Genomic DNA, 14448 nt, shown 5'->3' with positions numbered 1-14448 from the left:
CGAACGTCCGCAGCCTCCGAGGGCGCCGGAGCCGATCCCAGCGGCTCCGGCGCTTTTTTCGCGCGCGAAGCCGTTCGCGAAGCCGTGACGACGCCTGATTCGACTCTTCGCCGCATTGGCGCCACAGTTTCGCCATGGGCCGGGGGGCTTTGCGTCAAGAGGCGTCGTCGTCATGTTCAAGCGTGCTCTCGCCTTCGCCGCCGTGGCTTTGGGCCTCGCCGCCGCAGCCCCGGCGGAAGCCACCGTGGTGGCCCAGATCAGCCTGTCGAAGCAGCGCATGGACGTGGTGGTGAACGGCGCCCGCGCCTACTCGTGGCCGGTCTCCACCGCCCGCCGCGGCTATGTCACCCCGACCGGCTCCTACCGCCCGACGCGCACCGCCCGCATGTGGCATTCCCGCAAGTACGACATGTCGCCGATGCCCTATTCGGTGTTCTTCCGAGGCGGCTACGCCATCCACGGCACCTCCTACGTGCGCTCGCTGGGGCGGCCCGCCAGCCACGGCTGCGTGCGGCTGCACACCGCCAACGCCGCCATCCTCTACAATCTGGTGCAGCAGAAGGGGTTTGGAGCGGCGCGGGTGGTCATCCGGCCCTGACGGGAGCGGGACGGACCCCGTCGTCCCACGCGGGCGTGGAGCGCAGCACGCCGTTCGCCACCAGCCCCGCCGACCCGTTGAAGACGCGCGTATCGTCCGACCGCAACATGCGTCGCTGGTCGGTCTGCAGCGAGCCGTACCGCGAATAGGACTGCGACCCGGAGGCGTACTGGCGCTCGCCGGCGACGCGGACGGCGCGCTCGAACACGTCGGGCCGAAACTTGTAATGCAGCAGCGCCATGCTCACGGACGAGACGGTCGCCGGCGAAGCGAAATGCGACATGTGGACCTGCTCGACGGCGCCGCCGCCCCGCAGGCCGGAACACTTCGTCAAAAGCACGGCCGGGCCGTCCATGAACCTGCGGCGCGGTCCCCCGCGATGCGCCACATAGGGGCAGGACGTCGCGGGCGCCGGCTCGGGCGGAAGATCGTAGAACGTGGACGCCGCGACGAAATCCTCCGCCTGCAATTGATCCGTCGTCTCCGGAAACATGTCGAGCATGAAGCCGGCGAGCACCTCGGAGCCCTCGGCCTGCATATGGCGCCAGAGCATGGCGATCGGCCGGGTCTCATAATGCGGGTAGACCAGGTGCTCGTCCGCATCGACGCGCAGACACAGCGTGCGGACGTAGTCCGGCCGGCCGATCAGGGGGTTGGTCCAAGCATTGCCCGATTCCGCGCGCCGGAAGGGAGCATAGGTGCGATACAGCTCCACATCCGGTTGCGCGAGCAGATGCTCGAAGCTCCCGTCCGTGGAGCCGTTGTCGATCATCACGAACCGTTCGATGCCCAAGGCCCGGTAATGCTGGAAGAAGGCCGGCAGCATCACCCGTTCGTTGCGCAACTGACAGACCACCGCCACCTCCGGCGGAGCCCCGGGCGGCATGCGCACGCAGTCGAGTTCGTCGGTCCTGTCGTTGTGGGCGTGCATCCGCCGCCGCCGCCAGTACGCCCGCCGCGCCGCCTCCACGTCGCCCCTGCGAACGGCCATCCATTCGAGCAGTTCGCCCATGATCGCGGGCGCATGGGGCCAGTCGCGCACGCTGATCGCAAGCTGACCGGCCATCGTCTCCGCTTCGGCCAGAAGGCCCGCCTCGATCAGAGCCGTGGCGAGGCGCACCCGCGCGGCCAGTCCGGCGGGGCTGTCCGGATGGGCCGCAAGCCCATCCATCGCCTTGCGGGCGGCGCTCAGGTTTTCGTCCGGGGAACTGACCTGCCGGCTGAGAACGCCGAGAAGGATCTCCTGCCGTCCGGCGTCGCCTGCGGCGGCGAGGAGCCGGCGACGCAGCTCCTCGGTGAAGAACCACACCCGCGACCGGAACAGGTTGGAGATCAGGCCGCGATAGACGTCGTCCGAAAGGGGTAAAGCCGCCAGTTTCCCGACGAAGACCACGAAAGCGTCGTCGTCGCCATACTGCAGGAGGAGACGCGCTTCGCTCCCGAGCAGCCGCATGTCGTCGGGATGTCGCGCGGCCGCCTCCGCGAGCGCGGCCCGCGCCGACGCCTCGTCGAAGTTCTTCAGATGAACCTGCACCTGCCCGAGCAATCCGCGCGGATTCTGCGGCTGGAGCCGAGCGAGCAGAACATAGTCCGCCAGAGCTTCGGCGAACCGCCCGACAATCGCCGCCCGCCGGGCGCGGACGGCGCGCAGCCTTATCTCGATCTTGCGACTGGGGGCGGTCTGAAGAGCCGCCTCCAGCACGTTCAGGACCGCGGCGTGCTCGCCCAGCAGGCCCTGCAGCCGCGCTTCCTCCCAAGCGCCGAGACAGTCGCCCTCGCGCGTCACCTGCAAACGACGATAGACGGACAAGGCGTCCGGGATGCGGCCGGACTGCTCCAACGCGAGGCCAAAGGCGCCCAGATCCTCTCCCACGAGGCCGAACAGCTCGTCGCAGCGACGCCAGATCCGAACGGCCTCGTCGAAGTCCCCCCGCCCGGCCGCACAGGCGGCTTCGAGCGCGAGGCGTTGCGGGTTCCCTTCCGGCGTGTCCGAAAAGGTTGCAAGGATGTCCTGAGCCCGCGCGAAGTCGCCGTCCCGTACGGCCGCCTCGATCGTGTCCATCCGCGGATCGCGCCCTGCCGTCCCGCTCATTGCGTCCATCCCTCACGTCCCCTTAGCGCAAGCGAAACGGCGATCCGCGCCAGAGGCGCGACGCTCAGCCGAACGCCGCCTCGTAAATCTCGGGCCTGAAGCCCACAAGCAGCCGCCCGGCGCCTTCGACCACGGGGCGCTTGATCAGGGTGGGATGCGCCGCCATCAGCGCCAGCGCCCTGGCCTCGTCGAGGCCCGCCTTGTCGTCGTCCGGGAGCTTGCGGAAGGTGGTCCCGGCGCGGTTCAGCAATGTCTCCCAGCCGACCTCGCCCGCCCATGCGGCGAGCCGCTCCGGCGACGCGCCCTCGGCCTTGAAGTCGTGGAACGTGTAGGCGACGCTGCGCGCGTCGAGCCACGCCCGCGCCTTGCGGACCGTGTCGCATGTCTTGATGCCGTAAAGCTCGACCACCCCGGACCTCCCCTTCCCGCAAAGGAGCGCGACCTTGACCGACGGAGGCCCTGCCGCGCAACCCGGCGATGCGGTCCATCTCGACGCGCTGCTCGTCGGCGCGCTGGCGCCGCTCGGCCCCCGCGCCGCGCCGAGCGGGATCGCCAAGCGCCCGACGGACCGTCCGCTTGCGCTCGGGGCCTGTGGCTTCGAGGGCGACGCGCAGGGCGACCTGCGCGTCCATGGCGGCCCGGACAAGGCCGTGCACCACTATCCGTTCGAGCACTACGCCGCCTGGACCGCGGAGATCGGACCACATCCGCTGCTGACGGCGCCCGGCGCCTTTGGCGAGAACCTGTCCACCCGCGGCCTCACCGAGGCGACCGTCGCGCTCGGCGACGTGTTCCGGCTCGGAACCGCGCTGGTCGAGGCGTCGCAGGGACGGCAGCCGTGCTGGAAGCTCAACGCCCGCTTCGCGCGGCCGCGGCTCGCGGCCGAGGTGCAGGCGAGCGGCCGCACCGGCTGGTACTACCGGGTGCTGGAGCCCGGCGTCGTCGCGCCCGGCGACGCGCTGAGGCTGGTGGAGCGCCGGGCGCCGGACTGGCCGCTCGCCCGGCTATGGCGCATCCTCTACGTGGAGGTCCTGAACCGGGACGAACTCGCCGCCATGGCGGCGCTGCCGGGCCTGCCCGACGGCTGGCGCCGCCACGCCGAACGCCGCCTCGCCTCCGGCCGGGTGGAGGACTGGGGCCCGCGGCTCGACGGCGCGTGAACGGCGTCAGCGGCGATAGTCGTCCTCGAGCCGGACGATGTCGTCCTCGCCGAGGTAGCTGCCGGTCTGCACCTCGATGATCTCGAGCGGGATCACGCCCGGATTGGCGAGACGGTGGGCGACGCCGATCGGCACATAAACCGACTCGTTCTCGTGCAGCATCCGCTCCTCGCCGTTCAGCGTCACCTGAGCGGCGCCCCGCACCACGATCCAGTGCTCGGCGCGGTGGATGTGCCGGTGCAGCGACAGCCGGCGCTTCGGCTTCACGGTGATGTGGTTGACCTGGAAGCGGGGGCCGTCGTCGATCACCTGGAACGAGCCCCAGGGCCGGTGCGACAGCACGCTGCGCACCGCCGTCGGCTCGCCCCGGCGCGTGAGTTCGGCCACCAGCGTCTTGATGCCGTCAGCCCGGTCGCGGGTCGTCACCATCACCGCGTCCTGGGTCGCCACCACCACGGCGTCGGTCATGCCCACCACCGCGGTCATGGGCTTTTCGGAGCGCACGTAGCAGTTGGAGCTGTCGATGGCGGCCGTCGGCCCCACGAGCGCGTTGCCGGCGTGGTCGTGGGGCGCGATCTCCCACAGCGCGGCCCAGCCGCCCACGTCCGACCAGCCGAAGTCGGCGGGCGTCACCGCCGCCAGCGCCGTGCGCTCCATGACCGCGAAGTCGATCGACTTCGCCTCCGCCAGCCCGAAGGCCGCGGCGTCGAGCCGGAGAAAGTCGAGATCCTTGACCGCCTTGTCCGCGGCGAGGCGGGCGGGACCCGCAATCTCCGGCGCATAGCGATCGAGTTCGTTGAGCAGCGTGCGGGCGAGACAGAGGAAGTTGCCGGAGTTCCAGAGGCAGCCGTCGGCGAGCAGCGCTTCCGCGCGCGTCCGGTCCGGCTTCTCCTCGAAGGCCGCGACGTCCCGCACGCCCGGCGCCCCGTCCAGCGGCGCGCCGGGGCGGATGTAGCCGTAGCGGGACGTGGGCTCGGTCGGCGGCGCGCCGAAGGTGACGATGCGCCCGCCCTGCGCCGCGGGACGCCCGGTCTCCACGGCGGCGCGGAACGCCGCGTCGTTCAGGATAACATGGTCTGAGGCGAGCACGAGGATGACCTGATCGTGCCCCTGAAGTTCGGCGAGCCGGGCGGCGGCGGCGATGGCCGCGGCGGAGTCCTTGCGGGCGGGTTCAAGCGCGATGGTGGCCGTGACGCCGATCTGCGCCATCTGCTCCGCCACGATGAAGCGGTGCTCGGCGTTGGCGACGATGATCGGCGGGGCGAAGCGCGCCGGGTCCGCCACCCGCAGCACCGTGTCCTGCAGCAGCGTGCGCTCGCCCGCGAGCGCGAGGAACTGTTTCGGGTAGCTTTCGCGCGAGGCGGGCCACAGCCGGGAGCCGGAGCCGCCACAGAGCACGACCGGAATGATTCGGCTTTCCGACACGACGGCTCCTGGTCTCGATACGGGATCAGGATAGAGCAGGACGGTTCAGCCAACGAGCGTCGGGCGCGGCGACGGCGCCCGCATCTCGTCACATGTTTAATGCGCCGACGCTTCGGCCTTGTCGTCTGGGGACGCGTCCTTCGCGCCCTCGGCCTCCAGCCGCTCGGGCAGAGCAAGGATGATGGCCTTCAGGTCGGGCTCCGGAACCGCCTCCGCCGCCTCGTCGACGGTCATCCAGCGGCGCTCGCGCTCGTCGCGTTCCGGCCAGTTTTCGAGCAGTTCGGTGACCGCCATCGGGAACACCTCGATGCGCAGCGAGGTCGAGCGCCCGAAATTCATGCGCTTGGCGTAACGGAACACGCCGAGCGACGGTTTAAGACCCTGCCCGTAGATGCCCGCCTCTTCGAATCCTTCGCGCACGGCCGCGCCGAGCGCGGTGCGCCCCTTCATCGGCCAGCCCTTCGGGATGATCCAGCGCTTCGACCGGCGCGAGGTGACCATGAGAACCTGCAGCCCGTCGTCGGACACGCGGAAGGGCAGCACCCCGTATTGATCGGGCTCGATCTTCTTGTTTTTCGAGCTCTTGGCCATTCCCGTATCAGACACCTCTCAGCCTACAACGGCGCCGCGCCGCGCCCCGAAGGTCCGCCGCGCCCCCGGCCGTCGCCGCGAGCCCGGTTTCGCGGACGTCCGCATGGAGGAACGTCCATACGTCCCCAACGTTTCATACGAACGACACGGCCGCGCCGTTCCGGCCCCTGGAGACCATATGCAGATTCGCCTTCATGGTCAGATCGCGATCGTCACCGGAGCAAGCTCCGGGATCGGCTGGGCCACAGCCTTGTCGCTCGCGCGCGCAGGCGCTCGCGTGGCCGTGAATTACCATTCCGGCGCCGGAGCCGCCAGCGCTTTGGTCGACCAGATCACCGCGGAGGGCGGGCAGGCCTTCGCCTGCGGCGCGGACGTGTCCGAGCCTTCCGAGGTGGAGCGGCTGTTCGCGGAGACCGTGGAGCGCTGGGGGGCGGTGGACATTCTGGTGGCGAATTCCGGCCTGCAGCGGGACGCCGCGGCCGTGGACCTCACGCTGGACGACTGGCGCAAGGTGATCGACGTGAACCTCACCGGCCAGTTCCTGTGCGCCCAGGCGGCCCTGCGGCGTTTTCGCGCGCAAGGGCGGCGGGACGTGTCGCGGGCGCTCGGCAAGATCGTGTGCGTCAGCTCGGTGCATGACGTGATCCCCTGGGCAGGGCATGTGAACTACGCCGCCTCCAAGGGCGGGGTCGCCATGCTGATGAAGACTCTGGCGCAGGAGACCGCCGGCGAGGGCGTGCGGGTGAACGCGGTGTCGCCGGGCGCCATCGCCACCCCGATCAACGCCGAGGAGACCCAAGGCCCCAACGCCGACAAGCTGCTGGAGCTCATCCCCTACGGCCGCATCGGCGACGTGGAGGATGTGGCCAACGCCGTGACCTGGCTCGTGTCCGATCTCGCGGACTACATGGTCGGCGCCACGCTTTACGTGGATGGCGGCATGACCCTCTATCCCGGCTTCCGCGACAACGGCTGATCGCCCCGCGTCGTCGCTTCCGCCTCATAGGCGCCGCGCTTCCGCCATGCTAAGGGCGATGCCATGGGAACGGCTTCGCGCAGACGAGGGTTCGGGTGGCTGCGGCGCTTCGGCGTCGTCGCGCTGGCCTATCTCGTCGTCGCGCAGGCGGCGCTGGCGAGCGTCGCGCCCCATCACGGCGCCCATGACGCGCTCGATCCGTTCTCGATCCTGTGCTCGGCCGCGGACCATGGCGACGCCGCGAGCGAGCAGCACGCGCCGGCGGAGAAATCCCGCCTCGCCTGCTGCGGCATAGGCTGTCTCGGCTCCGCCCATTTCACGCCGGCCCCAGCCGCGCCGGACACGACGCTGCGCTACCCGTCCGACATCCGGGCCACCTCGCCCACGGCCGCAGTCGAGAGCGCTCCGCGGCGCGACAGGGAACGGGTCCGAAGCCCACGAGGGCCACCGGCGACGGCGTGATCGCGGCCGTTTGCGGCCGCACGCCTGTCTTCGCCCTGTCCTGACCTGTTCCGCGACGCGCGCCGGCTTCTCCGAAGCCCCGGGCGGCGTCGCGCCCCTCCGGGGTTGTTTCTTCCATGCTTCGCACCCTGCTGCTGGCCGGCGTCGCCTCCGTCTGCGCGCCCGCCTTCGCTCACGCCCAGTCCGCCGAACCCGAGATCCCGCTGCCGGAGCTCAACGTGGAGGGCGCGGGCGCCCGCGCCCTAAGCCTCACCTCCCCCGGCCTCGACGCCACCCGGCGGGAGCTTGAGCGCACGCCCGGCGCCGTCGAGGTGATCGACGCCGAGACCTACAAGCGCACCTCCCCCGCCCTCACCGTCAAGGACGCGCTGGACTACACGCCGGGCGTGTTCGCCCAGCCCAAATGGGGCGACGACACGCGGCTCTCGATCCGCGGCTCCGGCCTGTCGCGCAACTTCCACCTGCGCGGCGTCCAGCTCTATCTGGACGGCGTGCCCATCAACACCGCCGACGGCTATGGCGACTTCCAGGAGATCGACCCGTCCGCCTACCGGCTGGTGGAGGTCTACAAGGGCGCCAACGCGCTGCGCTTCGGCGCCAACGCCCTTGGCGGCGCCATCAACTTCGTCACCGCCACGGGCCGCGATCCGATCGCGAGCGTGGCGCAGGGCGGGATCGACGTGGGCTCCTTCGGCCATGTTCGGACGCAGGCGAGCTCCGGCGGCGTGCATGGAAACGCGGACTACTTCATCACCGGCTCCTGGCAGCGGGCGGACGGATTCCGCGACCACAGCGACGGCGACGCCGCCCGGGTGAGCGCCAACATCGGCTACCGGCTGTCGGAGGACGTGGAGACGCGGTTCTATCTCAACGCCAACACGGTGGATCAGAACATCCCCGGGGCTGTGACCCGAGAGCAGGCGCTGAAGAACCCGAAGCGGGCCAACTCCGGCAATGTCGCGCAGGACTACGAGCGCAACATCGACACGCTGCGCTTCGCCAACAAGACCACGTTCCGCCTGAGCGACGCCACCTCGGTCGAGGCCGGCGCCTTCGTGGTCAGCCGCCATCTGGAACACCCGATCTACCAGTGGCTCGACTACAAATATTTCGACTACGGCGGCTTCGCCCGCGTGACCGACGAGCGCGAGATCGCCGGCCACGCCAACCGGCTGGTGGCGGGCCTCAACCTGCACAACGGCGAGAACGACGCCCGGAACTATGTGAACGTCGGCGGGAGCAAAGGCGGCAAGCGTTCAGACGCCGAGCAGACCTCCAGGAACGTCTCGGCCTACGCCGAGAACACCTTCTTCGCGGCGCCGACCGTCGGGCTGGTGACCGGCATCCAGTTCCTCTACGCCAAGCGCAGCCAGAAAGACCGCTTCTTCGACGACGCGCTCTACAACCCGTCCGACACGCGGGCGGACGATTCCGGCTCAAAGAGCTTCTCCGAGTTCAGCCCGAAGATAGGCCTTTTGTGGAACATCGATCCCACATGGCAGGCGTTCGCCAACGTCTCGCGCTCGGTGGAGGCTCCAAGCTACGGCGAGAACAGCTTCGCAAGCGCCGCGCTGGCGAAGCCGCAGAAGGCCTGGACCTACGAGATCGGCACGCGCGGCGCGCGTGAGGACTTCACCTGGGACGTCGCGCTCTATCGCATGGAGATCAAGGACGAGTTGCAGTGCCAGGACGGAACCAATCTCGGCTCCTGCACGGTCGTCAACCTCGATAAGACCGTGCATCAGGGCGTCGAACTCGGCTTCGGCGCCGCGGTGTGGAAGGGTCTGTTCGTGAAGGGCGTCGACGCCAGCCTCGTCGCCAAGGGCGATGCGGGCGCGCCGGCGGAGGTCGACAAGCTCTGGCTGAACGTCGCCTACACGTTCAACGATTTCTACTTCGACGGCGACCAGAAAGTCTCGGCCGGCGGCCCGTCCACCCCCAAGACGTCCATCAAGGGCAACGACCTGCCCGGCGCCCCGCGCCATTACGTGCGCGCGGAGCTGCTCTACAAGCATCCGTCCGGCGTCTACGCCGGGCCGAACGTGGAGTGGGTTCCGGAGGCCTACTACGTCGACAACGCCAACACCCAGAAGACCAAGGCCTACGCGCTTCTCGGAGCGAAGGTGGGCTATGACGCCGGCGGCGCCCTTTCGGCCTATGTTGAAGGCCGAAACCTGACCAACGAAAAATACATTTCGAGCGCCAGCATCACCGAGCGCGCGGCGCTCAACTCGCCGCTCTACGAGCCCGGAACCGGACGCGCCGTCTACGCCGGCGTGAAGTACCGCTGGTGAGCGCCGCCCCCGCCCTCGCCGGCCCCAACCCCGTTCAGGAAAGCCCGACGATCATGACACGGACCTGCGCCCTCGCCGCCCTCGCCTTCGCCGCGCTCGTCGCGGCGGGGGCGCCGCTTTCCGCCCATGAGTACAAGGCCGGGGCGATCGCGATCGACCATCCCTGGTCCCGCGCCACGCCCAAGGGCGCCAACGTGGCCGGCGGCTACCTGACGCTGCGCAACACCGGCGCCGAGGGCGACCGGCTGGTGTCGGTGACCTCCGACATCGCCGGCCGCACGGAGATCCACCAGATGTCCGTCGCCAACGGGACCATGACCATGCGGCCCCTGCCCGACGGCGTGGACGCGCCGGCCCATGGCGAGGTGGCGTTCAAGCCCGGCGGCTATCACGTCATGTTCTTCGACCTGAAGCGCCCGCTCGCGAAGGGCGAGCGCTTCGCCGGCCGCCTCACCTTCGAGAAGGCCGGATCGGTGGACGTGGAGTTCGCCGTGGAGGCCATCGGCGCCACGGCGCCGGGCAAGGATGCGCCCGCGAACGCGGGGGCGAAGGACGGCCATGACCACTGACCGCAGACAGGACATTACGAGCATGACCCGCGCCCTCATCCGCGCCGCCGCCGTGGCGGCCCTGCTGGTCCCCGCCGCCGGCGCCAGCGCCCATGTGACGCTGGAGACCCGCGAGGCGCCGGTGGGCGCCGGCTACAAGGCGGTGTTCAAGACGCCCCACGGCTGCAAGGGCGCGCCCACCACCACGCTCCGGGTGAAGATCCCTGAGGGCGTGATCGCCGTGAAGCCGATGCCCAAGCCCGGCTGGACGCTGAAGACCGTGAAGGGGCCTTACGCCAGGACCTACGACTTCTACCACGGCGCCAAACTCAGCGAAGGCGTGGTCGAGGTGATCTGGAGCGGCGGCGAGCTGCCGGACGAGTTCTACGACGAGTTCGTGGTCTCCGGCTTCCTGGCGCCCGACCTGCCGGCCGGCGAGAAGCTGTACTTCCCTGTGGTGCAGGAGTGTCCCGGCGGCGCGGCCGAGCGCTGGATCGAGATCCCGCAGGCCGGCCAGTCCGGCGCGGAGCTGGACAAGCCGGCTCCCGGCGTGACGCTGCTGCCCAAGCGGTGACCGGACGCCGGCGCCTGACGCTCATCGCCGTCGCGGTTCGCGCCGCGGCGGCGTTCGGCCTGCTGGCGGGGATGATCGGCGCGGCCCACGCCCATGCGGCGCTGATCCGGGCCGACCCCGCCGACGGCGCCGTGCTGGCGCAGGCGCCGGCCCGGCTGACGCTGACCTTCAACGAACCGGTGGCCCCGCTCGCGCTCAGGCTGGTGGGGCCGGACGGCGCGGCGCAGGCGCTTCAGGCGCAGGCGGACGGCGCCAAGGTGACCATCGGCCTGCCGGCTCCGCTCGCCGCGGGCGCGCATCTTCTGAGCTGGCGCGTGGCGTCCGAGGACGGCCATCCGATCGGCGGGACCACGTCGTTCGCCATCGGCGCCGGCGCGGCGTCGCCGCAGGCCTCCCCCACCGCGAAGACCGGCGACGCCGCGCTCGCCGGCGCCATCTGGGCCGCCCGCGCCGCGCTGTGGCTGGCGCTGCTGTTCGGCGCCGGCGCCGCCTTCGCCCGCGTCTGGCTGGCCGACGGCCAAGGCGCGGACCGCATGGTCTTCGGCCTCGCGGCGCTCGGCCTCGTCGCCGCGCCGCTGTCGCTCGGGCTTCAGGGGCTCGACGCGCTGGGGCTTCCGCTCGACGCGCTGCTCCGGCCGGAGGTCTGGGCCGCCGGCGGCGCCACGACTTACGTCCGCACCGCGCTCCTCGCCGGGCTGGCGCTGCTGGCCGCCGCCGGCTCGCTCGTGGTCCGCGGCGGGTCCGCCGCCGGTCTCGCCACGCTCGGCCTTCTCGGCGTCGGCGCGGCGCTCGCCGCCAGCGGCCATGCGGCCACCGCCGCGCCCCGCTGGGCCACCCTGCCCGCCGTGGCGGCGCATGGCGTCGCCGCCGCGGTCTGGGCGGGCGCGCTGCTCGTGCTGGCGACGCGGTTCTCCAGGCCCGCGCTGGCGCGGTTCTCCCGCGCGGCCCCGGCGACGGTGGCGGCGCTGGTGCTCGCCGGGACGCCGCTCGCCGTGATCCAGCTGGGGAGCATGGCGGCGCTGTGGGGCTCGGATTACGGCCGGCTGCTGCTCGCCAAGCTCGGCCTCGTGGGGGTGCTGCTGGCGCTCGCGGGCTGGAACCGCTTCCGGCTGACGGAACCTGCGCTCGCCGGCGAGCCGGCCGCGCAACGGCGCCTCGGCCGGATCGCGCTCGCCGAGGCGGCGCTGGTCGCCGCCATCCTCGGCGTCGCGGCGGGCTGGCGCTTCACCCCGCCGCCCCGCACCTTCGCGGCCGTCGAAGCCGCTCCGGCGCAGGTCACGCTGGCGGCCTCAGGGCTGGAGGCCCTGGTCACGGTGGCGCGGCCGCGCGTCGGCGGTTCGCCCATGACGATCGCCTTGCGCAAGGCGGGCGGGGCGCCGCTCGATCCGAAGGCGGTGACGCTCGTCCTGTCGCGCGCGGACGCCGGGCTGGAGCCGATCCGGCGCGACGCCGCCCGCACGGGCGACGGCGCCTGGGAGGTGGCCGAGGCGCCGCTCGCCGTCGCCGGCCGCTGGCGGCTGCGCCTCGACCTGCTGATCGACGACTTCACCCTGACGCGCCTCGACGGCGAGCTGGTCGTCGCGCCCTGAGGCTCAGAGGCTTTCGAGCAGGCGCTCGGCGCTGGACATGTCGGCCTTGCCCGGCTGGTCCTCAACCGCGAGATAGGTGACGACCATGTCGTCCAGCACCATGGCGTAGCGCTTGGAGCGGATGCCGAGGCCGCCGGCGGTGGCGTCCAGCTCCAGCCCGATCGCCTTGGCGAAATCGGCGCCGCCGTCGGAGAGGAAGACGATTCTGTCCTTGGCGCCGGTGGCCTCGGCCCAGGCGTTCATGACGAACACGTCGTTCACGGCGGTCACCGCCACCACGTCCACGCCCTTGGCCTTCAGCTCGTCGAGCCGGGCCAGATAGCCGGGCAGATGGTTCTTGTGGCAGGTGGGCGTGAAGGCGCCGGGCACCGCGAACAGCACCGCCTTCTTGCCCGCGAAGATCTCGTCCGCCATCACCGTGCCGGGGCCGTCGGCGCCGTAGGTGCGGAAGGTGGTGTTGGGCAGGCGGGAACCGACCTCGATGGCCATGGGCGTGTCTCCTCTGGGCGGCCCCAAGCGGGCGCGGCCGGAGACTTAAGGCGTCCGCACGAGAGCGTCGAGGGGCGCCGCCACCTCGATCGCCCGCCCCTTCACGGCGAGCGTGAGCCGCAGGCCCGATTGCGGCAGCGCCCCCGTGAACGGAATGCGGAACCGCGCTTCGCCGGCGGGCGCGTCCGGCACCGGCTGCGGCGAGGGCGCGAAGCCGCCGTCTCCGGTCTCCGCGAACAGGTTCGCCCCGGGCGCGGGGGCCTTCGCCGTCACCTCGATCTCATCGTTCGCCCGGCGGCGGATGGCGGCGATGGCGAGGCCGTCCGCCTCGGCGCCGAAGGCGACGCGCTTCGGCGCGCTCGCCAGCGCCCGATGCACCGCGGCGGCCGCGGGGCCGGGGAAAAATCCGTCGGGCGCCAGCTCCAGCGCGGCCTGCGCCTGGGCCGGCACGCACACCTTCTCGCACACGCCGTAATCCGCGGTCACCGCCAGCCGCACGGGCGCGCCGGGCGTCTTCGGCCGCACCTTCAGCGGCAGCAGCACCTCGCCGTGGTAGACATTGGCGACGCCGGCCTCGTCGGTCATGCGTTCGGGCGCCGGAAACACCACGGTCACCTCGCCCACGTTCTCGGAGCGGGAGAAATCGAACTGGGGCGGCACGCCGCTGTCGCCGGGCTGGCGCCAGTAGGTCTTCCACCCCGCCTCGAGCCGGATGGCGAGGCCGACGATCCGCGCGCCGCCCTCCCCTTCGCCGGCGTCGACCAGACGCAGCGCGGAGGCGCCGTCCTCGATCCACGGGCTCGCGGGCTCGGCCCCGGCGGACGGGGCGAGCAGGAGCGCGACGGCGAAGAGAACGGAGAAACAAAGACGCGGCATGGCCGGCGGACCCTACTCCCCCCGCCTGCGCACGCCAAACGCAACTCGCCGTGACGCGTCCCGCCGGTCGTCCGCCTGCGGCGAAATTCCAGCGCGGCGCCCGCTTTCAAAATCAGGGCGCCGGCCCTACTCTTTTGTCATGCCGCACATTCTTCGCCAGCCGAAACCGGATCGAAGCGCCAAGTCGGGTTATCTCGACGGGCAGGTTCTGGTGGCGATGCCGGGCATGGAGGACGACCGCTTCTCGCGCACCGTCATCTACGTCTGCGCCCATTCGCCGGAGGGCGCCATGGGCATCGTGGTGAACAAGCCGGCCCCGCACATCACCTTCCCGGACCTGCTGGTGCAGCTCGACATCATCCCGGACGGCGACGAGATCCGCCTGCCCGAGCGGGCCGGCGACGTGCCGGTGATGCGCGGCGGTCCGGTGGAGTCCGGCCGCGGCTTCGTGCTGCACTCGGCCGACTTCATGATCGAGGATTCGACGCTGTCGATCGACGACGGCATCTGCCTGACGGCGACGCTCGACATCCTGAAGGCCATCGCCCGCGGCGACGGGCCGAGCAACGCGCTGCTGGCGCTCGGCTACGCCGGCTGGGCGCCGGGCCAGCTGGAGAACGAGATCCAGGCCAACGGCTGGCTCAACTGCCCGGCCGACAGCGATCTGGTGTTCGACCTCTCGGTGGACACCAAATACGAGCGTGCGCTGGCCAAGATCGGCATCGACCTCGGCAAGCTGTCGGCGGACGCCGGCCACGCCTGAGCGGCCGGGCG

Annotated in this window: 15 protein-coding genes; 9 read left to right on the top strand and 6 right to left on the bottom strand. The window is 71.1% G+C overall.

Annotated elements, in window-relative coordinates:
- Window positions 1–172 precede the first annotated feature (172 nt).
- On the top strand, window positions 173–598 hold the full coding sequence (locus tag PKE85_RS15800; RefSeq protein ID WP_271205723.1) for a L,D-transpeptidase: 426 nt from the start codon (window positions 173–175) through the stop codon (window positions 596–598).
- Here the strand turns inward: PKE85_RS15800 and PKE85_RS15795 are convergent.
- Entirely contained in the window at window positions 585–2660 is a 2076-nt protein-coding gene (locus PKE85_RS15795; protein WP_271205722.1) for a glycosyltransferase family 2 protein, read from the bottom strand. The two genes, PKE85_RS15800 and PKE85_RS15795, sit on opposite strands and share 14 nt — an antisense overlap.
- 94 nt (window positions 2661–2754) lie before the next feature.
- The gene (locus PKE85_RS15790) at window positions 2755–3099 is read right to left on the bottom strand and encodes an arsenate reductase (protein WP_271205721.1); all 345 of its coding nucleotides are present in this window, start codon (window positions 3097–3099) and stop codon (window positions 2755–2757) included.
- Between the two features lie 34 nt (window positions 3100–3133).
- Between PKE85_RS15790 and PKE85_RS15785 the strand changes: the two genes are divergently transcribed.
- Entirely contained in the window at window positions 3134–3850 is a 717-nt protein-coding gene (locus PKE85_RS15785; RefSeq protein ID WP_271205720.1) for an MOSC domain-containing protein, read from the top strand.
- A gap of 6 nt (window positions 3851–3856) precedes the next feature.
- Here PKE85_RS15785 and PKE85_RS15780 read toward each other — a convergent pair whose 3' ends face one another.
- The gene (locus PKE85_RS15780; protein ID WP_271205719.1) at window positions 3857–5275 is read right to left on the bottom strand and encodes a mannose-1-phosphate guanylyltransferase/mannose-6-phosphate isomerase; all 1419 of its coding nucleotides are present in this window, start codon (window positions 5273–5275) and stop codon (window positions 3857–3859) included.
- Window positions 5276–5371: 96 nt separating this feature from the next.
- The gene (locus PKE85_RS15775; RefSeq protein WP_271205718.1) at window positions 5372–5866 is read right to left on the bottom strand and encodes an NUDIX hydrolase; all 495 of its coding nucleotides are present in this window, start codon (window positions 5864–5866) and stop codon (window positions 5372–5374) included.
- A gap of 178 nt (window positions 5867–6044) precedes the next feature.
- On the opposite strand from PKE85_RS15775, the gene fabG reads away from it, so the two are divergent.
- From fabG to PKE85_RS15745, 6 genes are all read left to right on the top strand, one after another.
- Window positions 6045–6842, top strand: a complete 798-nt coding sequence (gene fabG / locus PKE85_RS15770; RefSeq protein WP_271205717.1) for a 3-oxoacyl-ACP reductase FabG — start codon at window positions 6045–6047, stop codon at window positions 6840–6842.
- 63 nt (window positions 6843–6905) lie between these two features.
- A complete protein-coding gene (locus tag PKE85_RS15765; RefSeq protein WP_271205716.1) occupies window positions 6906–7304 on the top strand; it encodes a hypothetical protein in 399 nt (132 codons plus the stop codon).
- Window positions 7305–7420: 116 nt separating this feature from the next.
- Entirely contained in the window at window positions 7421–9598 is a 2178-nt protein-coding gene (locus PKE85_RS15760; RefSeq protein ID WP_271205715.1) for a TonB-dependent receptor family protein, read from the top strand.
- Window positions 9595–10167, top strand: a complete 573-nt coding sequence (locus tag PKE85_RS15755; RefSeq protein WP_271205714.1) for a copper chaperone PCu(A)C — start codon at window positions 9595–9597, stop codon at window positions 10165–10167. The genes PKE85_RS15760 and PKE85_RS15755 overlap by 4 nt, the downstream gene beginning before the upstream one ends.
- Before the next feature lie 22 nt (window positions 10168–10189).
- Window positions 10190–10720, top strand: coding sequence for a YcnI family copper-binding membrane protein (locus PKE85_RS15750; protein WP_271205713.1), 531 nt, complete (start codon window positions 10190–10192; stop codon window positions 10718–10720).
- Window positions 10717–12309, top strand: coding sequence for a copper resistance CopC/CopD family protein (locus PKE85_RS15745; protein WP_271205712.1), 1593 nt, complete (start codon window positions 10717–10719; stop codon window positions 12307–12309). The genes PKE85_RS15750 and PKE85_RS15745 overlap by 4 nt, the downstream gene beginning before the upstream one ends.
- 3 nt (window positions 12310–12312) lie before the next feature.
- On the opposite strand, the gene PKE85_RS15740 is transcribed toward PKE85_RS15745, so the two are convergent.
- A complete protein-coding gene (locus tag PKE85_RS15740) occupies window positions 12313–12798 on the bottom strand; it encodes a peroxiredoxin (RefSeq protein WP_271205711.1) in 486 nt (161 codons plus the stop codon).
- Window positions 12799–12843: 45 nt separating this feature from the next.
- Window positions 12844–13674, bottom strand: a complete 831-nt coding sequence (locus PKE85_RS15735) for a protein-disulfide reductase DsbD domain-containing protein (RefSeq protein WP_271205710.1) — start codon at window positions 13672–13674, stop codon at window positions 12844–12846.
- Between the two features lie 139 nt (window positions 13675–13813).
- Here PKE85_RS15735 and PKE85_RS15730 point away from each other — a divergent pair, with 139 nt between their 5' ends.
- Entirely contained in the window at window positions 13814–14437 is a 624-nt protein-coding gene (locus tag PKE85_RS15730; protein WP_271205709.1) for a YqgE/AlgH family protein, read from the top strand.
- The last annotated feature ends 11 nt before the right edge of the window (window positions 14438–14448 follow it).

Origin of the sequence: Methylopila jiangsuensis, from assembly GCF_027922305.1 — a bacterium.
GTDB lineage: Bacteria > Pseudomonadota > Alphaproteobacteria > Rhizobiales > Methylopilaceae > Methylopila > Methylopila jiangsuensis.
The sequence above is the reverse complement of the archived record's forward strand: the minus strand, read 5'-3'. Positions and strand labels throughout refer to the sequence as shown.